The organism is Nonomuraea sp. NPDC050202 (assembly GCF_040656115.1).
GTDB lineage: Bacteria > Actinomycetota > Actinomycetes > Streptosporangiales > Streptosporangiaceae > Nonomuraea.
Genome location: NZ_JBFALF010000004.1, coordinates 467,731 through 487,378, shown reverse-complemented (window position 1 = coordinate 487,378; position 19,648 = coordinate 467,731). Strand labels below are relative to the sequence as shown.

The following is a 19,648-nucleotide window of genomic DNA, read 5'->3' as shown; positions in this document are numbered from 1 at the left end:
GCGCATGCGCTTCTCCGCCCCGTACGGGACCCGGACATTCCGGGCGCTTCCGGCCGGCGCGTGTTTAAGAGAAGCTGGCGGTGCCATTGACATCCATGAGCCCGTTGAGGGGGAAGGAGAGATCATGGTGCACAGAGCGCGGGTCGTCGTGGTGGGGGCGGGTTTCGCCGGGCTGGCCGCGACGAAGGAGCTGGCCAGGAGCGGGGCGCTGGTGACGCTGGTCGACCGCAACCCGTACGCCACCTTCCAGCCCCTCCTCTACCAGGTGGCCACGGCCGGGATGGGCACGGCGGACGTGTCCTATCCGATCAGGACGTTCGCCGCGAAGTGGCCGAACGTGCGGGCGCGCCGGGCCGCGTTGAGCAGGATCCTGCCGGACAAGCGGCGGGTGGAGTTCGACGACGGTGGCGCGCTCGACTACGACTACCTCGTGCTCGCCACGGGCGTCACCACCAACTGGCTGAAGGTGCCCGGCGCGCCGGAGAACGCGCTGCCGATCTACTCGCTGGGCGACGCGGCCGTCCTGCGCCGGCGGTTGCAGCACTACCTGGAGGACACCGCGGCGGGGCGGCGCGAGAGCACGCACGTCGTGGTGGTCGGGGCGGGCGCGACCGGCGTCGAGACGGCGGGCACGCTGGCCGAGCTGCGGCGCAACACGCTGCCGCTGACCCACCCCGAGGTACGGCCGGACCAGACGAGCGTGACGCTGGTCGAGCGCTTCGAGTACGTGCTGGCGCCGTACAAGCCGCGGCTGCGGGACTCGGCGGCCAGGGCGCTGCGCAAGCGGGGCGTGGACCTGCGGCTGGGCGCCACCGTCGCCGGCGTGGAGCCGGACGCGGTGCTGCTGGAGGACGGCACGCGGCTGCAGAGCGACGTGACCGTGTGGGCGCTGGGCGTCACCGCGCCGCCCGAGGTGAGCTCGTGGGGGCTGGAGCAGGGCAAGGGCGGCCGGATCACGGTGACGGAGACGCTGAACGTGCCGGGGCGCCCGGAGATCTTCGTGGTGGGCGACCTGGCCGGCGCGCCCCACGCGCTGCCGCAGCTCGCGCAGCCGGCGATCCAGATGGGCAAGCACGTGGGCAGGCAGATCGCCGCGATGGCCAAGGGCGGGCAGCCGCGGCCGTTCTCGTACCGGGATCCGGGGATCATGGCGACGGTCGGGAAGGCCGAGGCGGTGCTGCAGCTGGAGAACGGGCTGACGATGCGCGGCCTGCCCGCCTGGCTGGTGTGGATCTTCATCCACGTGGCGTACCTGCTGGGCGGGCGGAACCGGGTCAGCGTGCTGCTCAACTTCTTCTGGCGCTACGCCGGCCCGCACCGCAGCAGGGCCAGCGTCACCCAGTAGCGGGCCTACAGCGCCGCCGACAGCGCGGCCAGGCCGTGGTCGAGGTCGGGCTCGGGGATGTTCAGCGCGGGGCGCAGGCGTACGGATCTGGGGCCGCAGGGCAGCACCAGCACGCCGTGCTCCTCCCGCAGCCGGGTCACCAGGGCGTCGCGGGCGGCCTGGTCCGGCAGGTCGAAGGCGCACATCATGCCGCGGCCGCGCACGTTCGACATCGACCGCGGGTGCTCGGCCTCCAGCTTGGACAGGCCTTCGAGCAGCGCGTCGCCCGCGGTGGCGGCGCGGGCGATCAGCCCGTCACGCTCGATGATCTCCAGGATGCCCCGGCTGCGCACCATGTCCACCAGGCCGCCGCCCCACGTGGAGTTGATCCGGCCGCTCTGCTGGAACACGTTGCCGGGCACCTCGTCCACCCTGCGCCCCGCCATGATCCCGCCGACCTGCACCTTTTTCGCGAACGCCACCACGTCGGGCTCCAGCCCGAGCTGCTGGTAGGCCCACGCGGTCCCGGTCGTGCCGCCGCCGGTCTGCACCTCGTCGAGGATGAACAGCGCGTCGTGCTGGTGGCACAGGTGCTGCATGGCCTGCAGGAACTGGGGCCGCATGTGGTTGTCGCCGCCCTCGCCCTGGATGGGCTCGGCGATGAAGCAGGCGATGTCGTGCGGGTGGCGCTCGAACGCCTCCCGCGCCTGCGCCAGCGCCCGCTCCTCGGCGGCCTCGACGTCGCCGAAGTGGATGGCGGGCACGTCGATCCGCGGCCAGTCGAACTTGGGGAAGCGGTCGGTCTTGCCCGGCTCGGTGTTGGTCAGGCTCAGCGTGTAGCCGCTGCGGCCGTGGAAGGCCTTCGTCAGGTGCATGACCTTGGTGCCCAGGTCGCGCGACCGGCCCGCGGCCTCGTTGCGGCGGCTCTTCCAGTCGAAGGCGGTCTTCAGCGCGTTCTCGACGGCCAGGGCGCCGCCCTCGACGAAGAACAGGTGTGGCAGGGCGGGGTCGCCGAGCACGCGGACGAAGGTGTCGACGAAGTCCGCCAGGTGCTCGGTGTAGATGTCGGGGTTGGCCGGTTTGTTGCGGGCCACCTGGCCGAGCAGCCGGACGTGGTCGGGGTCGAAGGGCGGGTTCACGCCGAGCGGGGCCGAGGCGAAGAAGGTGTAGAAGTCCAGGTAGCGGCGGCCGTTCCGGGCGTCGACCAGCCAGGAGCCGCGGCTGAGCTCCAGGTCGAGCACGAGACGGTAGCCGTCGACGAGCAGGTGGCGGGCAAGGCGGGTGTGTACGTCCATGGCACCTCCACGATGGGCGGAAGCCTGGCATTCCTCTTGAGGAACACGGCTATATATACAAAATTTACGGCACATCAGCCCTCGGCGTGAAGTTCTTCACGCGAAGGGACAACGCCATCATGGCGATGCCGTACAGGATCGCGAAGACGCCGATGAGCCAGGCGAGGCTGAGCAGGCCCGCGCCCGGCCAGACGAGCAGCAGCACACCGAAGATCACCGACAGCGCGCCGCCGACGATGAACATCCACTCGTTGTCGATGAGCTTGCGCAGGTGGATGCCGGCCACGATCTCGGAGACCCCGGTGAAGATCGCCCAGAAGGCCACGACGTAGAGCAGGGCCAGGGAGGTGATGCCGGGCCAGACGAGGGCCACGATGCCGGCGAGGATGCCGACGACGCCGGAGACGATGAGCCAGGCCCGCGACCGGGCGCCGTGCCGGAATCCGGCGAACAGCTCGGAGAGGCCGCTGACGAGGGCGTACGCGCCGAAGAAGATCACCAGGACGAGGAGCGTGAGTCCCGGCCAGATGAGGGCCAGGACGCCGAAGACGACGGCGGCCAGCCCTCTGACGAGCAGCAGCCACCACGATTGAGAGATTCCCCCCATGCTGGTCTACTTTCCGGCTCCCGTCCGGAAAGAGACCAGCAGCGGGTCAAATGTCAGTGATCAGGAACCCTTCACCAGAGCGAAGGCGCCACGGGTCACCGCGAGCTGCTCCAGCCCCACGTGGGCGGCGATCGGCGCCCCCGGGTCGATCGCCATCGTGGTCACGACGTACGCCTTGCCCTGCGCCGTACGTGCCATGAAGCTCGTGTCCGAGACCCCCGGCTCCGACCCGCCCTTGAACCACACGGCCGGCCACTGGGCCCTGTCCAGCCCGAGCCCCCCGTCACTGATCGACATGATCTCGCCGATCCGCCGGTCGCCCACCTTCACCAGCCCCGCGTACGCCCGGCACACCTCGTTCGGCGAGGCGTACCACTCCAGGGAGTCCAGCTCGCGCGGCGCTGTCCACATCTCGAACGTCGACAGCGGCGCCTTGGCCACGACCTTCTCCAGGTAGGCCCGCTGCTTGGCGTCGTTCAGCGACAGGTACCGCTTGGCGTGGCGCGGGTAGTCCACGCCCTTGAGCACGAACAGGTCGCGCGTGGTCATGAACGGCACGTTGCGCTTGTCGTGCACGCCCCAGGCCCGCATCGTGCGCTCGACCGCCTTGCGGCCGACCTTGTGGATCAGCAGGTCGGTGGCCGTGTTGTCACTGATGGAGATCATCAGCTTGGCAGCCTCCAGCACGGTGACCTTGCTGCCGTCGGGCCGGTTCTGCAGCTCGCCCGTCGGCAGGCTCTTCAGCTCAGGGGTGATCGTGAGCTGGGTGCCCCAGCCGAACGCGCCGCTCCTGATGCGCTCGGCCACCGCGCCCAGCACGTACAGCTTGAGCATGGACCCCAGCGGCTTGCGCTCACCGGCGGCGACGCCGTGCACGGGACGGCACCGGCCGTCCGGGGTCAGTTCGGCGGCCAGGAAGCCGGTCCGCGGGGAGAGCCCGCGGAGCTTCTCGTCCGCCTCGGCCCAGGTCCGCGGGTCCGGCGCCATGAACCGCAGGCCGTTCATCAGGCCGGCGGCGTCCACGCTGAGCGCGACGTCGAACGCCGAGGCGCCCATCAGGACCCGGGCCAGCAGCTGCCGGTCCTGCGACACCTCGACCCGCTCCAGCTTCAGGTCCTTGAAGGTCGTCAGCACCTGGTTGAGCTGCGCGGGCGGCACGCTCTTGAGGAAGTCGGCGGTGAAGTGCCCGGCCAGCTCGTCCTCCGCGATCGGCGCGCGGGTGGACGCGTCGAGCAGCCAGCCGAGCTGCCGGCCCGCCGGGGTGCCGGGGACCTCGGGCGCGGTGGCGATCGCCGTGTCCGTGGCCTGGGCCGGGACCGGCTGGCTGACGCAGGCCGTCATGGCGATCGCCGCCGCGGCCGCCGCGAGCACCCGGACAGGCTTGGACGGAGTGTGCATGAGAGGGCTCCATTCGCAGAGATCGGCTTCGTCCTCCCAAGCGAATCCCGGCGGGCGGGCTCGCGGCCACCGTGCGAGCCGCCGTTCCGGCAGGTGCGGATGGCCGCAGGAAATATGCGGATAACCTCATGGACGTCTCTCCCGAACGCTTGTCACGATGGGGCCCCATGAGTTCCAGGCTGGTGGCCGGGCCACTGGCGTTGATCGCCGCCGGCGGGGTGGTGGCCGGCCCGCTGCTGGAGAGCGGCCTGCCCGCCCCGCCCCAGCAGTGGGTGTTCATCGTGTTCACCCTACCGCTGCCCGCGCTGGGCTGGCTGCTGGCCGTCAGGCGCCCCGAGCTGCGCTACGGCTGGTTGCTGCTGGCCGCCGCCCTGACGCTCGGACTCGCCCTGCTCGGCATCGGCCTGTCGGCCCGTGGCGACGGGCACCCGGTCCTCACCGCCCTCGGCTCGCTGAGCGCGGTGTTCTACGGCCTCACCTGGATCTTCGTGCCGCTGCTGTTCCCCGACGGGCGGCTGCCCTCACGCCGGTGGCGGGCCGTGGCGTGGATCTCGGGCGCCGCGATCGCCCTGCACACCGGGGGGAACCTGGTGTACGGCCACGACCCGTACCACCCGCGCGGGGGGCCGCTGTCGGCCACGCAGTGGGCCGGCGTGTTCGCCTCGTCGGCCGGGCAGCTCACCACGTGGATCATGGCGGTGATCGTGTTCTGCGGCCTGATCATCCGGTGGCGGCGCAGCGGGCAGGCCGAGCGCGGGCAGTACGCCTGGATGGTCGGCGGCATGGCGGCGACCGCGGCGGGGGCGGTGCTGGTGTACCTGTTCCACTTCGGCGGGCCCCAGTACGGGGTCGCCGGGCTGGTCGGGCTCATGGCCGTGGTGGGATCGTTGCCGGCCGCGATCGCCGTGTCGGTGGTGCGGCACCGGCTGCTCGACGTCCGCGTCGGGCTCCGCGGCTCGCGCCTGCACCTGGTCTTCGACCTGCGTCCGACGGTGGACGAGGTGCTCTCCGACCTCGGCACGGCGCTGGAGGAGACGCCCGAGCCGGTGGAGCAGCTCGCGCGGCTGGCGGCGGCCGTGCGCACCGGGCTGGACCTGCGGTGGGCGGCGGTGACGCTGGCGGACGGCACGCGCGTGGTCTCCGGCGAGCAGGAGGGACGGGCGGTGCTGGAGCTGCCGGTACGCGGCGGGCGCATCGAGTGCGGGCCCCGCGACACCGGCCCGCTGACCCGCGTGGACAGGAGGCTCCTGGAGGCGCTGGCCGTGCCCGCCGGGCTGGCCATCCAGAGCGCCGGCCTGGTCACCAGGCTGGTCAACGCCCAGGAGGCCGAGCGCCGCCGCATCGAGCGCAACATCCACGACGGCGTGCAGCAGCAGCTCGTCGCCCTCATCGCCGGCCTGGAGCTGGCCAGGGCGACCGGCGCGGGCCCCGACATGCTCGCGGGCCTGCGCGAGCAGGCCCGCCAGACCCTCGCCGACCTGCGGGAGCTGGCCGCCGGCATCCACCCGTCCGCGCTCAGCCAGGGCGGCCTGGTGGAGGCCGTGGAGGAGCGCTGCTCGCGCCTGCCCGTGCGGACGACGGTGACCTCTCCCCCGTCGCTGCGGGCCAGGCGGTTCGCCGACGAGGTCGAGGGCGCGATGTACTTCACGGTGAGCGAGGCCGTGGCTAACGCGCTCAAGCACGCCGCCGCGGCGACCATAGAGGTACGCCTGGCGCAGGACGGCAACCGCCTGTGTGCCGGCGTGACCGACGACGGCAGGGGCTTCGACCCGCGTACGCAGGCGCGCAGGGGGCTGGCCACGCTCGCGGACCGGCTCGACGCGCTCGGCGGGAGCCTGACGGTCGACAGCGAGCCGGGAAAGGGGACACGGGTGAACGCGTGGGTGCCGGTCGATGGGTGAGCTGATCCGTACGGTGGTGGCCGACGACCACTACCTGGTGCGCGAGGGCACCCGGCAGTTGCTGGAGATGTCGGGCGAGGTGGCGGTCGTGGGCGCGGTGGGCGACGCCGACGAGCTCCTCGACGCCGTACGCAGGCTCGGCCCGGACGTGGTGATCACCGACATCCGGATGCCCGGAGGGCAGTGGCGGCAGGGTTTCGAGGGCATCGACGCCGCCCACCGCATCCGCTCCGCGCATCCGGGGGTGGGGGTGGTGGTGCTGTCGCAGTTCTCGGACGCGCTGTTCGCGTTCGAGCTGTTCAAGCACGGCACCGAGGGATACGCGTACCTGCTCAAGGACCGGGTCGGCGACCTCGACGAGCTGCTCGGGGCGATCAGGGCGGTCGCCTCCGGCGGCTCGGTCATCGACCCGAAGGTGGTCGAGGGCCTGCTGGCCAGGCGCGACGTGCGGGGCCAGCAGGAGGCCCTGACCGCCCGCGAGCGGGACGTGCTGCGCGAGATGGCCCACGGCCGGACGAACTCCGCCATCGCCCGCGCCCTGCACCTGTCGATCTCCTCGGTGGAGAAGCACGTGAACTCCATCTTCACCAAGCTCGGCCTGGAGAACAGCGGCGACGTGCACCGGCGGGTGGCGGCGGTCCTGGCCTACCTGGGGCCGGAGCCGTCGTGAATCAGCGGTAGGCCAGCCGGCGCAGCAGCAGCTCGGCCGGGCCCCGATGGCCGACGCGGCGCATGAGGTCGGCGAGCAGCAGCGAGAGCAGCCACGTGCCCGCCGCCACGAGCGTGGCACCGGCCAGGCCGAGGTCGTCCTGCAGGCCCAGCCCGTACGGGTAGAAGATCACGACGAACGCGATCGACTGGAAGAGGTACAGGCTCATCGAGCGCCGGCCGAGCGCCTCGACCATGGTGGTGAGCCGGTTGCGGCGCCGCCCGGCGCGGATCGCGACGAGGGCGACCAGGCCCGCCATGCCGATGCCGCCCGCGTACGCGGTGAGGGGTTGGGCCACCGCGGCCGCCCACACCGCCGCCGGTGACGGCTCGGCCCACACGCCGACCTGGATGAGGGCGGCGGGCAGGGAGCCGGCGACGGACAGGACGGTGGTGATCACGGTGGCGCGGACGAGGAAGGGGCGGTGCCGTTCGGGCTCCTCCAGGTAGCGGCGGCGCGCCGCCCACATGCCCAGCACGATGCCGGGGACGACCGCGAGACCGCCCACGACCAGGCCGAAGGGCCAGACGGAGAACCGCTCGACGAGCATGGCCAAGAAACCCTGGCCGTCGGCGGCGACGCTGCCCTTGGTCAAGGTGGAGATGCCCTGCGACATCGGGAACCACATGCCGATCCCGACGAGGGCGGTGGCGGGGACGAACGTGAGGCCGGCGGTCCACAGCAGGGCTCGGTCCCCGCGCCGCAGCAGGCCGGTCAGCAGGACGGCGGCCAGACCGTAGGTGGCGAGGATGTCGATGGGAACCAGCAGCGCCACGTGCGCGAGCCCGATGGCCACCAGCCACCACCCGCGGCGGCGCAGCAGCTTGCGGGCGCTCACCCAGTCGCCGCCCGAGCGGTCGAGCTGCCGGTTGAGCAGTTGCACCAGCGCGTACCCGAACAGGAAGGCGAACATCGGCCGCGCGTGGTTGTTGACGAAGAGGAAGTGGAAGATGTCGATGACCGCGTTGAGCACCGCGGGGCCGCGATGGACGTCGGTCACGAACAGCGGCGCGTGCGCGAACGCGATGGCCAGCAGCATCGCGCCGCGTGCCAGGTCGGGGGCGAGTGCTCGCCCGGCGGTGGCGCGCGGCCGGGCCGGCGCCTCGATCGGCATCGTCATGTGTCGCCCTCCTGGTAATGGCATGTGCGTCAACCTCCTCCGTCGGCCCCCGCCTGCCTGGTCGCCTCCACGGTCTTGCGCAGCGCGGTGGCGATGGGCTCGACGGGTGCCGAGAGTTGCTCGATCCGGTTCCGGTACCGGCGCGCCTCGCCCCAGCCCAGAACCCCCTTCATGCCGGCCGCGGCGGCCAGTGCCGCCAGGACGCGGACGTCCCGCTCCATCCGCCCGACCGGCTGGCCCCCGCGGATGGCCCGCCCGACGCGCTCGGCGAGCCTGCGTGACAGGTAAGCCTTGCGCGGGACGATCCGCTCCACCGGGATGAACAGCACCCGGTGCCGCTCCACCCGGATCAGCCGGTCGGCGGCCAGCTCGTCGCGCACCACGCGGACCGCCTTCGCGTAGTCCTTACGGATCCAGCGCCGCCACGAACGGGGCGGCGAGCCGGAGATCTGCTCCCAGACGACCGCCCGCAGCGAGCCCGGGCCCGCGTCCGCGGGCTTCGCCAGGGCCCGCGGCTTGCCCGACTCGTCGGCCAGGCTCCCCTCCAGCAGCAGCTCGGCCATGGCGGCGGCGCGCAGCACGTAACCCAGCTCGCCCCGGTTCGTCAGCCGCTCCTTGCGCAGGTCGAAGGCCAGCAGGAAGGCCGAGTGCGTCAGCGTCTCACCCTGCTTCACCGGCGTCTCCATCCGCTTGCTCCTCTTCTTCTCCGTCCAGGTCCTTGCGCGGCCGGCCGCGCGGGCGCATCCGCCCCACCCCCTCGGGCAGCCGCCCCGCCTCTGTCAGCGCCCTGCGCAGCAGGAACTCGATCTGGGAGTTCGTGCTGCGCAGCTCGTCGGACGCCCATCTGGCCAGCGCGTCGTGGACCACCGGGTCGAGCCGCAGCAGAAGCTTCTTGCGCTCGGCCATCACTGGTAGAGCGTGCCCGTGTTGACCACGGGCTGAGTGTCGCGATCACCCACCAGCACCACGAGCAGGTTGCTGACCATGGCCGCCTTGCGCTCCTCGTCCAGCTCCACCACGTCGTGCTCGGCGAGCCTGGCCAGCGCCATCTCCACCATGCCGACGGCGCCCTCGACGATCCGCTGCCGGGCCGCCACGACCGCGCCGGCCTGCTGGCGGCGGAGCATCGCGTGGGCGATCTCCGGCGCGTACGCCAGGTGGATGATGCGCGACTCGATGACCTTCACCCCGGCCGAGGCGACCCTGGCCGCGATCTCGGTGGAGAGCTGGTCGTTGATCTCGTCGGCGTTGTCGCGCAGCGACAGCCTCGGCTCGCCGTGGGCGTCGTACGGGTAGCTGCCGGCGATGTGCCGCACCGCCGTCTCGGCCTGGATGGCCACGAACTCCACGAAGTCGTCCACCTCGAACACCGCCTGCGCGGTGTCCTCCACCTGCCAGACCACCACGGTCGCGATCTGGATGGGGTTGCCGTCCGCGTCGTTGACCTTGGTGACGTCCGTCTCGTGGTTGCGGATCCTCGTGGAGACCCGGCGGCGCACGGTGATCGGGTTGACCCACTGGAAGCCGGGGGTGCGCAGGGTGCCGACGTACCGGCCGAGGAGCTGCACCACCCTGGCCTCGCCCGGGGCCACCGCGGTGAGCCCGAACAGCATGACGAACCCGATCGCGATCGCCAGGGCGCCCACGACGAGCGCCGCGAGCCCGGCCGTCGCCGACCCCGAGACCAGCAGGGCGATGCCCAGGACGAGCAGCGCGATGCCGGCCAGCATGAGCACCGTGGCCACGCTCACCATCACGAACCCGTTGGCGGCCCTGACCTGGCGCTCGTAGGTGTGGGGCGCGGGCATGTCGATCACGCCGCCTTCGAGCGCGCCCCCACTCGATGTCTCCACCATCGCCTTCCCTCCCGCTGAGTGTGACTTCATCTTGCTAGCAAAGTGATATCACTTTTCCGGCGGCGAGGGAAGGGGCGGTAGGGCTGGCCCTACCGGGCATCAGGGTGGCGGCGGCAGTGCCGCGCCTCCGCCCGCCCCCTAGGGTTTCTGCCATGAGGAGAACGGCGTTGATCGCGGGCCTGCTCGGGCTCGCCACGGTGCTGACCGGCTGCGGCGTCGGTGAGCACAGCGAGGACACCGTGTCGTACGACGTCACGGACAAGGTGGCGGCCCTGCACGTCGAGACCGACTCCGGCACCATCGAGGTGGTCGAGTCGGACCGCGGCGGCATCCACGTGAGCGAGCGGCTGGTCTGGCGCAAGGAGAAGCCCAAGAGCACCCACGAGGTACGGGGCGACACGCTGGAGCTGGCGTTCACCTGCCCCACCAGCTGGGGGTTCGGCGCCGTGGGGGTGTCCTGCGACGTGAGCTACCGGGTCGAGGTGCCCAAGGGGCTGCGCGTCAAGGTGGGCAGCGACTCGGGGGACCTCACGTTGAAGGACCTGTCGGGCGAGCTGGAGGCCAGGAGCGACTCGGGCGCGATCGAGGCCGGCGGGCTGACGGGCAGGCAGGTCGTCGCGCGGACGGACTCGGGCGACATGACGCTGACCTTCACCGGCCAGCCCGACAAGGTCACGACCTCCACCGACTCGGGGCGGACCGAGATCCACGTCCCGAAGGGGCCGTACGACATCGTGGCGAAGACCGACTCGGGCGCGAAGGAGATCACCGCCGACAGCGACCCTTCGGCCGCGCGCTCCATCCAGGTGACCAGCGACTCGGGCGACCTGGCGGTCTCGACGTCCTGACGGCGGATCAGCCGTGGGAGTAGACCACGATCGACACCGCGATGTACTGCACCAGGTAGGCGGCGATCGTGAACGCGTGGAAGACCTCGTGGAAACCGAACCAGCGGGGGGACGGGTCGGGGCGGCGCAGGCCGTACACGACGGCGCCGGCCGAGTAGAACACGCCGCCCACCGCCACCAGCACGACGGCCGTCACCCCCGCGCCCTCGATCAGCTGGGGCATCACGAAGATCGCGGCCCAGCCCAGTGCCAGGTAGAGGACCGTGTAGAGCCAGCGCGGGGCCTTCATCCACAACACCCGGAACAGCACCCCCGCCAGCGCCCCGCCCCAGATCACGGACAGCACCGCCACCCGGGGCACACCGTCCAGCGCCAGCAGGGCGAACGGGGTGTAGGTGCCCGCGATGATCAGATAGATGTTCGCATGGTCGATCCTGCGCAGGAACTCCGCCAGCCGCGGGCCCAGCGTGCTGCGGTGGTAGGTGGCGGAGATGCCGAACAACAAGGCCGACGTGATGGCGTAGATCGACGAGGCCAGACGAGCCTGCAAGGTGGGGCCGAGCGCGACGAGCACGAAGCCGGCGATCAGGGTCACAGGCAGCGCTCCGGCGTGCAACCAGCCTCGCAGCCGGGGCTTGACGGTGATGGTCGTCATGAAACCTACGGTACCGTAGGTTAGAGCCCTTTGAAGAAACGGGCGGCAATGGGGACAGCGGTGGACCTACCGGACCCGCCGTGCCGTACGAAGACGCAGAAGGCCAGGTCATCGCGGTAACCGATGAACCAGGCGTGCGACGTCTCGCCCTCCACCTCGGCCGTCCCCGTCTTGCCCGCGACGCCCTCGGGAAGCCCCGCGCCGCTGGCCGTCCCGTAGGCGACGACGGCCGTCATCATGTCCCTGAGCGCGGCCACGACGCCCTCGTCCATCCGGACGTCCCCGTGCGGGGTGCCGTCGATGCGGCGTACCTGCTCCGCCGACAGCAGTCGCGGCGAGCGCCAGGTGCCGCTCTGGACGGCGGCGGCGAGCGCGGCCATGCAGAGCGGGGTGGCGACGACCTCGCCCTGACCGATCGCGTCGGCGGCGAGCATGTCGAGATCGTCCGTCTGGGGCACGGTGCCGCAGGTGCCGCTGATCCCGGTCGCGATCGGCCGGCCGAACCCCCACTCGTCCGCCGTCCTGCTCAGCTCCTCCCCCGTCAGCCTGGTGGTCGCCTGCTCGACGAAGGTGGTGTTGCAGGAGTGGGCGAAGGCGTCGGTGAACGTGACGACGCCGCGGTCCACCTCGCCGTCGTTGCTCATGGCCCCGTGGAACGGGATCTGGTACGTGCCGGGGCAGCCGACCTGGGCCGCCGGGTCGAGCCCGCCCTTGAGCAGTGCCGCCGCGGTGATCGTCTTGAAGGTGGAGCCGGGCGGGAACACGTCCCGCACGGCGCTGTAGTTGTCCCCCAGGCGGTCGGCCAGCGCGAGGATCTCGCCGGTGCTCGGCCGGATGACGATGATCGTGGAGTCCTCCACGCCGTCCAGCGCCCGCGCCGCCGCCGCCTGGACGGCCCGCGAGAGCGTGGTGCGCTCGACGTTCGCCTTGGGCTCGCGGCGCAGCAGCGTCCTGTCCGGCTGGCCGGGCACCCTCGACACCAGCGCCCAGCCGTAGTTGACCTCCTCGAACTCGGGTTTGAGCGGGTTCAGGTACGCCTCGGCGTAGCTGTCGTTCGGGATCTTGTCGCCCTCGCTGGTGACCAGCTCCGCCGCCGACGTCTCCACCTCCTCCAGCGCGAGCGTGCCGCCGTCCTTGAGCAGCGGGTGCAACGTCTCAGGAGCCCATAACACCTTCCACGAACGCTCCCGCACGGCCAGCCGCAGCGTGCCGTCGAACGGCCACTCCCCCAGCTCGGTGAGCCTGCGCACCCCCGAGAACGGCACCTCGGCCGCCTCCTCGCCCGTGCTGCGCACCTGGCCGGGGGTGAGCTGGAGGGACTCGACGTGCAGCTCGTCGCTCAGCTTCCGGTGCCGTACGGAGAAGTCGGACGGAGCCTGGTACACCAGCCGCTCCATCGCCGTCACGTTCCCCCGGCGCCAGGCGTCGAAGTACGCCTCGGCCGTCTGGGCGGCGCTGCCCTTGACCCGGTTCGACGCCACGATGGCGAAAGCGCCCGCCCCGACTACCGCGACAAGCGCGATAACGAGCACAATCAGCCTTCGCCGTGCCATACGGTACTCCCAGGGAGGGGATCAGACGTGGCTCGTGGACAGCGTGAACCGATGCCTGGCCTGTACCCGGTGACGTTCGGCGAGGTCGAGCTGCTCCGGGATCTGGACAGGCAGGACGGCTGGGTGCTGTCCAAGGATGGCGTACCTCAGTCGTACGTAGATCTACAAGACCCGACATTTCTGGAATTCGAGTATGTACGACTCATGGCGGATGTGATCGACCTTTTGTCAGATGGGCCGCTGAGCTGCGTACACGTGGGCGGCGGCGCCTGCACGATCCCCCGCTACGTCTCCGCCACCCGCGCGGGCTCCCGGCACATCGTCATCGAGCCCGACGCCCTGCTGGTCAACCTGGTGCGCGAGCAGCTCGACCTGCGCTCGGTGCCCCGCCTGAAGGTCATCGTCGCAGGCGGCAGGGAAGGCACGGCCAAGATCTGGGACGAGACGGCCGACCTGGTGGTGCTCGACGCGTTCACGGGCGCGACGATGCCGGTGGAGCTGGCGACGGCCGAGTACATGGGCGACATCGCCAGGATCCTCCGCCCCGGCGGCACCCTCCTGATCAACCTGGCCGACGGCAAGGGCCTGGCCTTCGCCAGGCGGCTGCTGGCCACGGTGACGGGCACGTTCGGGCACGTGGCCCTGATGGCCGAGCCCGGCATCATGCGGGGCCGCCGCTTCGGCAACCTCATCGTGGCCGCGTCGAGGACAGAGCTCCCGGTGGAGCTGCTGACCAGAAGGGCGGCGGGCGGCCTCACGCAGGCACGGTGCGTGCACGGGGAGGCGCTGACCAACTTCATCGCCGGAGCCGCGCCCATCAGGGACGGCGACGCGGTCATCGCGCCCGTCCCGCCCCCCGCCGTCTTCGGCTGAGCATCACGGCCCCGCTCGAACCGCATCCCGCAGCACCGGAATAGTTGAATTCTAAACTTGGTTGAGCCGGGCAGACTCGCTGGAAGGAGCGCGACATGCCCGCCGTGACCGTAGAGAACCCGCTGACCCTCCCCCGCCTGCCCGAGCCGCAGGCCGGGACGCCGGGACGCAAGGTGCTCGCCGTCGAGACCGCACCCAGCGGGTTCGAGGGCGAAGGTTTCCCCGTGCGCAGGGCGCTGGCGGCGATCAAGCCGGAGTACCTGGACCCGTTCGTGATGATGGACCAGATGGGCGAGGTCGACTACGCGGCGGGCGAGCCCAAGGGCACGCCGTGGCACCCGCACCGGGGCTTCGAGACCGTCACTTACATGATCGACGGCGTGATGGAGCACCTCGACTCCAACGGCGGCGGCGGCACCATCACCAACGGCGACACGCAGTGGATGACCGCCGGAGCCGGGATCCTGCACAAGGAGGCGCCGCCGGAGTGGCTCGTGCAGCAGGGCGGGCTGTTCCACGGGATCCAGCTCTGGGTGAACCTGCCGGGCGCCAAGAAGATGATCGCGCCCCAGTACCAGGACATCGGCGGCTCCAGCGTCGTGCTGCTGAGCAGCCACGACGGCGGGGCGCTGGTGCGGCTCATCGCCGGGGACCTGGCCGGGCACGTGGGGCCGGGCAGCACGCAGACGCCGATCACGCTGCTGCACGCCACCGTCTCGCCGGGGGCGCGGCTGGTCATGCCGTGGCGCAAGGACTTCAACGCCCTGGCGTACGTGCTGTCCGGGCGCGGCACCGCGGGCGCGGAGCGGCGGCCGCTGAGCGGCGGGCAGCTCGCCGTGTTCGAGGGGTTCGGGAACCGGCCCGGGCTGGCAACGCAGGCCGGAAGCATCACGATCTCGGCGGCCAGGGAGCCGCTGGAGGTGATCGTGCTCGGCGGGCAGCCCATCGGGGAGCCGGTGGCGCACTACGGGCCGTTCGTCATGAACACCAAGGCCGAGCTGGTGCAGGCGTTCGAGGACTTCAAGGCGGGACGGCTCGGGAGCATCCCCGCTCAGCACGCCTGACCGCACCTCTGCGCGCGGGCTCAGCTCGGGGCGACGGACCTGCTGTTGCGGCTCAGCTCGGCCGGGGACGGCGGGGCCGGCATCGGCGAGCCGGCGCAGGCGGCCGGCGTGAGCCCCAGGAACGCCACCGGGCTGGTCGACACGCTCGAACGGGACGGGCTCGCGCGGCGGACCGCCCCGCGGCAGCCGAAGGCCGCCGCGATCAGGTGAGCGGGCGGGCGCCGGCGGCCCGGCGACCGCCCTGTGGCAGGCGGCCGCGGTCGCGCCTGCAGCGTCATCGCGTGATCAAGCTCCTACTTGAGGGTCAGGCAGGCGACCCTGGAGCCGGCCTGGCCGACCTCGGGGCCCGAAGTGGTGGTCGGCTTGGAGTGGATGACGAGGGAGCCGGGCAGCTTGGCACGTTCCAGCACCCAGTCGTTGCGGGCGCTGGAACGGCCCGCGCCCTCGTCGTCGGTGGTGAAGTCGAGCCAGACCTCGCTGGCCGCGTCGATCTGGCCGGGGTGGTGCTGGTAGTGCGGGCCGGAGTCGTCCGGCCGCTTGCCGCACGGCTTGGTGTGCAGGTGGGCGCCGTAGCGGCGGTTGGGCAGCAGGCCCTCGACGACGAGCGAGGTGCGGGTCTGGCCGCCGCCGGACTCGACGGTGACGCTGGCCTGGGCACCCTCGGGGGCGAGCTTGCGGTCGTAGGCGATGGCGCCGGTGCCGTCGGTGCCGAACTCGCCGGCGGCGTTGAGGTTGACCGTCTCGTCCGGCGCGGTCTTGGCGTTCTGGACCGGGGCCGGCGGCCCCGCGCACGCCCCGGCCAGCGCGGTCGTCGCGGTCATGAGGGCGAGCAGGAATGCGGGCACGCGCATGGGACCTCCCACGGGTCGAGCCCCTCCGGTGACGAGGGCTCCGAGAGAGCACCACTCTAACGAGTGATCGGCCCGCTACGTACCGTCATCAGGCTTCGGCGCCATGTTTTGCCGCGATGTCATCGATCGCGGCGGCCAGCGTGAAGTCGAGGTCGGTCAGGCCGCCCTGGTCGTGGGTGGTGAGCGTCAGGTGCAGATCACGCCACCGGATGTCGATGTCGGGATGGTGGTTGAGCTCCTCCGCCCTGACCGCGATCTCGTCGACGATGCGGATGGCCGTGGGGAAGTCGGGCGCGGTGACCGTGCGCTTGATCTCCTCGCCCTCGCGCCGCCATCGGGGCAGGTCGTTGAGCTTGCTCTCGACGTCCATGCCTCCCACGTTACTTCAGGGCTCCCGAGCTGAGCCCGGACTGGATCTGCCGCTGGAAGACGATGTACACGATCATGACCGGAAGGATGGTGATGGACAGGGCGGCGAACAGGCCCGGCCAGTCCGCCTCGTAGCCGGCCAGCGTGGAGATGCGGGCGATGCCCTGGGTGAGCACCCACTTGTCGGGCGCGCCCGCGAGCAGGACGAGGGGCAGCAGGTACTGGTTCCACTGGCCGAGGACGTTGAAGATGGTGATGCTGATCAGGCCGGGCCTGGCCATCGGCACCATGATCTGGAAGAACGTGCGGGTGTGGGAGGCCCCGTCGATCAGCGCGGCCTCGGCGACCGCCTCCGGCAGCGTGCGGAAGAACGCCGCCAGGAAGAACACCGTGAACGGCAGCGAGTAGGCGATGTAGACCAGCACGAGCCCGACGTGGCTGTTGAGCAGCCCCACCTGCTTGACCACAAAGAACAGCGGCCCGAGCGCCAGGAAGACCGGGAAGGCGAGCCCGGCCACGAAGTAGTAGTAGATCAGCCTGCTGCCGGCGAACCGGTAGCGCGCCAGCACGTACGCCGCCATCGACCCGAACACCATCGTGCCCGCCGTGCCGAGGACGACCACGACGACGGTGTTCAGCATGTACTGCCCGATGTGCGCCTTGTCCCAGGCCCTGCCCCACGCGTCCAGCCGCAGCGCGCCGGGCAGCTGCAGCGGGTCGCCGAAGATCTCGGTGTTGCTCTTGAACGAGGCCAGGAACGTCCACAGCAGCGGCGCGATGATCAGCAGGGCCCAGACGGCCAGCGCCACGTGGGAGAGCCCGCCGAGCAGGCCGGGGCCCTTTTCCTTACGCGAGGCCATCTCTACAGCTCAACCCTCTCACGCCTGGTCGTCCGCAAGGTCAGCACCGCGAACGTCACGGTGAGGAAGAACAGCGCCACACCCATCGCGGACGCGTACCCGACCTTCTGGTAGGAGAAGGCGGTGTTGTAGATCGTGATCGGCAGGATGGTCGTGGCCCCGTCGGGCTCGCCCTTGTCGCCCGCCAGCACCTGGATGAGCGCGAACCCGTCGAAGGCCGCGATGCCCAGATAGATCCAGCCGACCTGCACGGTGTCGCGCAGCAGCGGCAGCGTGATCGAGAAGAACAGCCGGACGCGGCCCGCCCCGTCCAGCGCGGCCGCCTCGAAGTAGTCCTTGGGGATGGCGGCCATGCCCGCCGAGAACAGCACCACGTAGAAGCCGACCGCCTGCCAGACCATCACCGCGATGATCGACCACAGGGCCAGGTCCGGCTCGATGAGCCAGCCGACGGGCTCGATGCCGAGCCGGGCCAGCACGCCGTTGATGACGCCGTCCGCGTCGGGCCGGTACACGGCCTGGAACAGCACGCCGACCACGGCCACGGCCAGGACCTGGGGGAAGAAGAACACCACGCGGTAGAACCCCGACCCCCGGACCCCCTTCATGCCGGAGCCGCGCGTGCCGCCGCCGAGATTGAGCAGGAAGGCGAACAGCAGCGCGATGACGATGGTCGCGAGCGGCAACACCAGCAGCAGGATCCCGTGATTGCGCAGGGCCCGCCAGAAGACCTCGTCGTCGAACAACCGGCCGAAGTTGTCCAGCCCCACGTAGCGGACGATCGAGCTGTATCCGTTCCAGCTCGTCAGCGAGAGCTGGAAGGCCTGCACGTAGGGGCTGATGACGAAGACCGTGTAGAGCGCGAGGGGGACGGCGAGGAATCCGGCGACGAAACCGTACGTGCGCAACCGCTCCATCTGTCACTGGCTCCGCGTCTGCTTGGTGACCGACTCGTCCTTCTTGACGGCGTCGGCCTTCTTCTGCAGGTTGGCGCAGAACTCCTCGGGGGTGATCCGGCCGGCCATGACCACGTTGATCTGCTCGGTGCCGTAGTCGAAGAGCTCCTTGTACCAGCCCTCGAAGCGGGCCTCGGTGATGATGTTCTGCCCGGCCCTGTCCTGGGCGCGGGCGGCGCTCAGGAGGCCGGCGGGCAGGTCGACGCCCTCGGCGGCGCCGTTCACGACGGTGACGTTCTTGGTCTTCTCCGTGAAGCTGCGCGCGCCCTCCTTGGAGAGCATGATGCGCAGGTACTCCAGGCCGCCTTGCGGGTTCTTGCCCTTGGCGGCGACCACGAAGTTCTCCCCGACGCCGACCTGGATGGCGCCGTACGGCATCCTGTCGGAGCCGGTGACCTCGGGGATGGGGGCGATGGCGTACTCGAAGTCCTGCGGCTTGTCCTTGGCCATCTCGTTCTCGATCCACGAGCCGACCGGGTAGAACAGCACCTTGTTCTGGAGCTGCTTGATCTGGGTCTGCGTGTGGTCGAGGCCGAAGTACGCCTTGTCGCCGTATCTCGCCTGGATGTCCGCCCAGACGGTGACCGCCCGCTTCATCGGCTCGGCGTTCCAGGCGTTGTCGACGAGGTTGTCGAGGTCGAGGATGACCTGGTTCCCGCCGATCTTCGCGGCGGTGTAGAGGACGTTCCAGAGCTGGTAGTACGGCCCCTTCTGCCCCGGGTACGCGAACAGCAGGATGCCCTCCCGCTTGGCCGTCTCGCCGAGCGCGGTGAACTCCTCCCAGGTCGTCGGCACCGTCCAGCCCTTGTCCGCGAAGAGCGCGGCGTTGTACCAGAGCGCGCGGTGCGACACGGTGTAGTTCAGCACCAGGTCCTTGCCGGTCACGTTGGCGTTGACGAGCACGGCGGGGGTGATCGTGTCGCGCACCTTCTTGGCGGGGTCGTCGATCGAGGGGGCGTCGAACAGCGGGGTCAGGTCGGCCAGGTGCCCCTCGGCGGCCAGTGCGGCCAGGTCCATCGACTTGGGGCCGGAGTTGTTGATCACGTCAGGGGGGTCGCCGGCGACCAGGCGCGGGCGGAGCTGGGTGCCGATCTCCTGGGTGGCCGTGTGGGTGATCGTGACGCCGGGGAACGCCTTCTTGTAGAGCTCCTCGTGCACGTCCTTGGCGTAGGAGTCGCCGTACGCGCCGCTGAAGATGGCCACCTCCAGCGGCTTCCCGGCGTCCACGCCGAACGGGTTCCCAGGGTTCGCGGAGGCCGGGAGCGAGGTGGCTGGGGCTGCGGAGGGCTCGCCGCCGCCGGCGGTGGCACAGGCCGTGACCAGGCCCGCGCCCGGGCCGGCGACGAACGCGGTCATGCCGATCCGGCGGATGAGCTGGCGCCTGGTGATCTCGCCCGGGTGGGTCATGG

Annotated in this window: 21 protein-coding genes; 7 read left to right on the top strand and 14 right to left on the bottom strand. The window is 70.9% G+C overall.

The genetic code is table 11. The features are described from left to right. The first annotated feature begins 124 nt into the window (after window positions 1-124). Complete coding sequence (locus AB0I79_RS16075; RefSeq protein WP_357872813.1) at window positions 125-1,345, top strand: NAD(P)/FAD-dependent oxidoreductase; 1,221 nt, start codon at window positions 125-127, stop codon at window positions 1,343-1,345. Between the two features lie 5 nt (window positions 1,346-1,350). Here the strand turns inward: AB0I79_RS16075 and lat are convergent, their stop codons facing one another. The 3 genes from lat to AB0I79_RS16060 all read right to left on the bottom strand — a co-directional run bounded on the left by lat (window position 1,351) and on the right by AB0I79_RS16060 (window position 4,624). Next, a complete protein-coding gene (lat, locus tag AB0I79_RS16070; RefSeq protein ID WP_357872810.1) occupies window positions 1,351-2,619 on the bottom strand; it encodes an L-lysine 6-transaminase in 1,269 nt (422 codons plus the stop codon). A gap of 64 nt (window positions 2,620-2,683) precedes the next feature. After that, window positions 2,684-3,226, bottom strand: coding sequence for an HdeD family acid-resistance protein (locus AB0I79_RS16065; protein WP_357872807.1), 543 nt, complete (start codon window positions 3,224-3,226; stop codon window positions 2,684-2,686). Window positions 3,227-3,286: 60 nt separating this feature from the next. Then, window positions 3,287-4,624, bottom strand: coding sequence for a serine hydrolase (locus AB0I79_RS16060; RefSeq protein ID WP_357872805.1), 1,338 nt, complete (start codon window positions 4,622-4,624; stop codon window positions 3,287-3,289). 167 nt (window positions 4,625-4,791) lie between these two features. Between AB0I79_RS16060 and AB0I79_RS16055 the strand changes: the two genes are divergently transcribed. Both AB0I79_RS16055 and AB0I79_RS16050 read left to right on the top strand, forming a co-directional pair. Beyond that, window positions 4,792-6,525 (top strand): ATP-binding protein, encoded by a 1,734-nt coding sequence (locus AB0I79_RS16055; RefSeq protein WP_357872802.1) that lies wholly within the window; start codon window positions 4,792-4,794, stop codon window positions 6,523-6,525. Next, window positions 6,518-7,195, top strand: coding sequence for a response regulator transcription factor (locus tag AB0I79_RS16050; protein ID WP_357872799.1), 678 nt, complete (start codon window positions 6,518-6,520; stop codon window positions 7,193-7,195). The genes AB0I79_RS16055 and AB0I79_RS16050 overlap by 8 nt, the downstream gene beginning before the upstream one ends. Window position 7,196: 1 nt before the next feature. Here AB0I79_RS16050 and AB0I79_RS16045 read toward each other — a convergent pair whose 3' ends face one another. The 4 genes from AB0I79_RS16045 to AB0I79_RS16030 are packed head-to-tail and all read right to left on the bottom strand — an operon-like array spanning window position 7,197 to window position 10,210. Next, window positions 7,197-8,354, bottom strand: a complete 1,158-nt coding sequence (locus tag AB0I79_RS16045) for a DUF418 domain-containing protein (RefSeq protein ID WP_357872796.1) — start codon at window positions 8,352-8,354, stop codon at window positions 7,197-7,199. A 29-nt stretch (window positions 8,355-8,383) separates the two neighbouring features. Further along, window positions 8,384-9,040 (bottom strand): GPP34 family phosphoprotein, encoded by a 657-nt coding sequence (locus tag AB0I79_RS16040; protein ID WP_357872793.1) that lies wholly within the window; start codon window positions 9,038-9,040, stop codon window positions 8,384-8,386. After that, entirely contained in the window at window positions 9,015-9,260 is a 246-nt protein-coding gene (locus AB0I79_RS16035; RefSeq protein WP_357872790.1) for a hypothetical protein, read from the bottom strand. Before AB0I79_RS16035 ends, AB0I79_RS16040 begins: the two co-directional genes overlap by 26 nt. Continuing rightward, window positions 9,260-10,210 carry an SPFH domain-containing protein gene (locus AB0I79_RS16030; RefSeq protein WP_357872787.1) on the bottom strand — a complete coding sequence of 317 codons (951 nt, stop codon included), beginning with the start codon at window positions 10,208-10,210 and terminating at the stop codon, window positions 9,260-9,262. The genes AB0I79_RS16035 and AB0I79_RS16030 overlap by 1 nt, the downstream gene beginning before the upstream one ends. A 152-nt stretch (window positions 10,211-10,362) precedes the next feature. On the opposite strand from AB0I79_RS16030, the gene AB0I79_RS16025 reads away from it, so the two are divergent. After that, on the top strand, window positions 10,363-11,058 hold the full coding sequence (locus AB0I79_RS16025) for a DUF4097 family beta strand repeat-containing protein (protein WP_357872785.1): 696 nt from the start codon (window positions 10,363-10,365) through the stop codon (window positions 11,056-11,058). A gap of 7 nt (window positions 11,059-11,065) precedes the next feature. Here the strand turns inward: AB0I79_RS16025 and AB0I79_RS16020 are convergent, their stop codons facing one another. Both AB0I79_RS16020 and AB0I79_RS16015 read right to left on the bottom strand, forming a co-directional pair. After that, entirely contained in the window at window positions 11,066-11,713 is a 648-nt protein-coding gene (locus AB0I79_RS16020) for a hemolysin III family protein (RefSeq protein ID WP_357872783.1), read from the bottom strand. A 20-nt stretch (window positions 11,714-11,733) separates the two neighbouring features. Beyond that, window positions 11,734-13,194 (bottom strand): penicillin-binding transpeptidase domain-containing protein, encoded by a 1,461-nt coding sequence (locus tag AB0I79_RS16015; RefSeq protein WP_357872780.1) that lies wholly within the window; start codon window positions 13,192-13,194, stop codon window positions 11,734-11,736. A 123-nt stretch (window positions 13,195-13,317) separates the two neighbouring features. Between AB0I79_RS16015 and AB0I79_RS16010 the strand changes: the two genes are divergently transcribed. From AB0I79_RS16010 to AB0I79_RS16000, 3 genes are all read left to right on the top strand, one after another. Then, the gene (locus AB0I79_RS16010) at window positions 13,318-14,139 is read left to right on the top strand and encodes a fused MFS/spermidine synthase (protein ID WP_357872777.1); all 822 of its coding nucleotides are present in this window, start codon (window positions 13,318-13,320) and stop codon (window positions 14,137-14,139) included. Between the two features lie 95 nt (window positions 14,140-14,234). Further along, window positions 14,235-15,203, top strand: a complete 969-nt coding sequence (locus AB0I79_RS16005; RefSeq protein WP_357872774.1) for a pirin family protein — start codon at window positions 14,235-14,237, stop codon at window positions 15,201-15,203. Window positions 15,204-15,248: 45 nt separating this feature from the next. Further along, window positions 15,249-15,413 (top strand): hypothetical protein, encoded by a 165-nt coding sequence (locus tag AB0I79_RS16000; protein WP_357872771.1) that lies wholly within the window; start codon window positions 15,249-15,251, stop codon window positions 15,411-15,413. Window positions 15,414-15,496: 83 nt separating this feature from the next. On the opposite strand, the gene AB0I79_RS15995 is transcribed toward AB0I79_RS16000, so the two are convergent. The 5 genes from AB0I79_RS15995 to ngcE all read right to left on the bottom strand — a co-directional run bounded on the left by AB0I79_RS15995 (window position 15,497) and on the right by ngcE (window position 19,646). After that, on the bottom strand, window positions 15,497-16,054 hold the full coding sequence (locus AB0I79_RS15995; protein ID WP_357872768.1) for a hypothetical protein: 558 nt from the start codon (window positions 16,052-16,054) through the stop codon (window positions 15,497-15,499). Between the two features lie 88 nt (window positions 16,055-16,142). After that, window positions 16,143-16,424, bottom strand: a complete 282-nt coding sequence (locus AB0I79_RS15990) for a 4a-hydroxytetrahydrobiopterin dehydratase (RefSeq protein WP_357872767.1) — start codon at window positions 16,422-16,424, stop codon at window positions 16,143-16,145. 10 nt (window positions 16,425-16,434) lie between these two features. Continuing rightward, window positions 16,435-17,283 carry a carbohydrate ABC transporter permease gene (locus AB0I79_RS15985; protein WP_357872763.1) on the bottom strand — a complete coding sequence of 283 codons (849 nt, stop codon included), beginning with the start codon at window positions 17,281-17,283 and terminating at the stop codon, window positions 16,435-16,437. A 2-nt stretch (window positions 17,284-17,285) separates the two neighbouring features. Then, a complete protein-coding gene (locus tag AB0I79_RS15980; protein WP_357872760.1) occupies window positions 17,286-18,200 on the bottom strand; it encodes a sugar ABC transporter permease in 915 nt (304 codons plus the stop codon). A gap of 3 nt (window positions 18,201-18,203) precedes the next feature. Further along, window positions 18,204-19,646 (bottom strand): N-acetylglucosamine/diacetylchitobiose ABC transporter substrate-binding protein, encoded by a 1,443-nt coding sequence (gene ngcE, locus AB0I79_RS15975; RefSeq protein WP_357872757.1) that lies wholly within the window; start codon window positions 19,644-19,646, stop codon window positions 18,204-18,206. Between the last annotated feature and the right edge of the window lie 2 nt (window positions 19,647-19,648).

Coding starts and splice junctions, on each gene's coding strand:
- AB0I79_RS16075 (WP_357872813.1), top strand. CDS start 125: ATGGTGCACAGAGCGCGGGTCGTCGTGGTGGGGGCGGGTTTCGCCGGG.
- lat (WP_357872810.1), bottom strand. CDS start 2,619: ATGGACGTACACACCCGCCTTGCCCGCCACCTGCTCGTCGACGGCTAC.
- AB0I79_RS16065 (WP_357872807.1), bottom strand. CDS start 3,226: ATGGGGGGAATCTCTCAATCGTGGTGGCTGCTGCTCGTCAGAGGGCTG.
- AB0I79_RS16060 (WP_357872805.1), bottom strand. CDS start 4,624: ATGCACACTCCGTCCAAGCCTGTCCGGGTGCTCGCGGCGGCCGCGGCG.
- AB0I79_RS16055 (WP_357872802.1), top strand. CDS start 4,792: ATGAGTTCCAGGCTGGTGGCCGGGCCACTGGCGTTGATCGCCGCCGGC.
- AB0I79_RS16050 (WP_357872799.1), top strand. CDS start 6,518: ATGGGTGAGCTGATCCGTACGGTGGTGGCCGACGACCACTACCTGGTG.
- AB0I79_RS16045 (WP_357872796.1), bottom strand. CDS start 8,354: ATGACGATGCCGATCGAGGCGCCGGCCCGGCCGCGCGCCACCGCCGGG.
- AB0I79_RS16040 (WP_357872793.1), bottom strand. CDS start 9,040: ATGGAGACGCCGGTGAAGCAGGGTGAGACGCTGACGCACTCGGCCTTC.
- AB0I79_RS16035 (WP_357872790.1), bottom strand. CDS start 9,260: ATGGCCGAGCGCAAGAAGCTTCTGCTGCGGCTCGACCCGGTGGTCCAC.
- AB0I79_RS16030 (WP_357872787.1), bottom strand. CDS start 10,210: ATGGTGGAGACATCGAGTGGGGGCGCGCTCGAAGGCGGCGTGATCGAC.
- AB0I79_RS16025 (WP_357872785.1), top strand. CDS start 10,363: ATGAGGAGAACGGCGTTGATCGCGGGCCTGCTCGGGCTCGCCACGGTG.
- AB0I79_RS16020 (WP_357872783.1), bottom strand. CDS start 11,713: ATGACGACCATCACCGTCAAGCCCCGGCTGCGAGGCTGGTTGCACGCC.
- AB0I79_RS16010 (WP_357872777.1), top strand. CDS start 13,318: ATGCCTGGCCTGTACCCGGTGACGTTCGGCGAGGTCGAGCTGCTCCGG.
- AB0I79_RS16005 (WP_357872774.1), top strand. CDS start 14,235: ATGCCCGCCGTGACCGTAGAGAACCCGCTGACCCTCCCCCGCCTGCCC.
- AB0I79_RS15995 (WP_357872768.1), bottom strand. CDS start 16,054: ATGCGCGTGCCCGCATTCCTGCTCGCCCTCATGACCGCGACGACCGCG.
- AB0I79_RS15990 (WP_357872767.1), bottom strand. CDS start 16,424: ATGGACGTCGAGAGCAAGCTCAACGACCTGCCCCGATGGCGGCGCGAG.
- AB0I79_RS15985 (WP_357872763.1), bottom strand. CDS start 17,283: ATGGCCTCGCGTAAGGAAAAGGGCCCCGGCCTGCTCGGCGGGCTCTCC.
- AB0I79_RS15980 (WP_357872760.1), bottom strand. CDS start 18,200: ATGGAGCGGTTGCGCACGTACGGTTTCGTCGCCGGATTCCTCGCCGTC.
- ngcE (WP_357872757.1), bottom strand. CDS start 19,646: ATGACCCACCCGGGCGAGATCACCAGGCGCCAGCTCATCCGCCGGATC.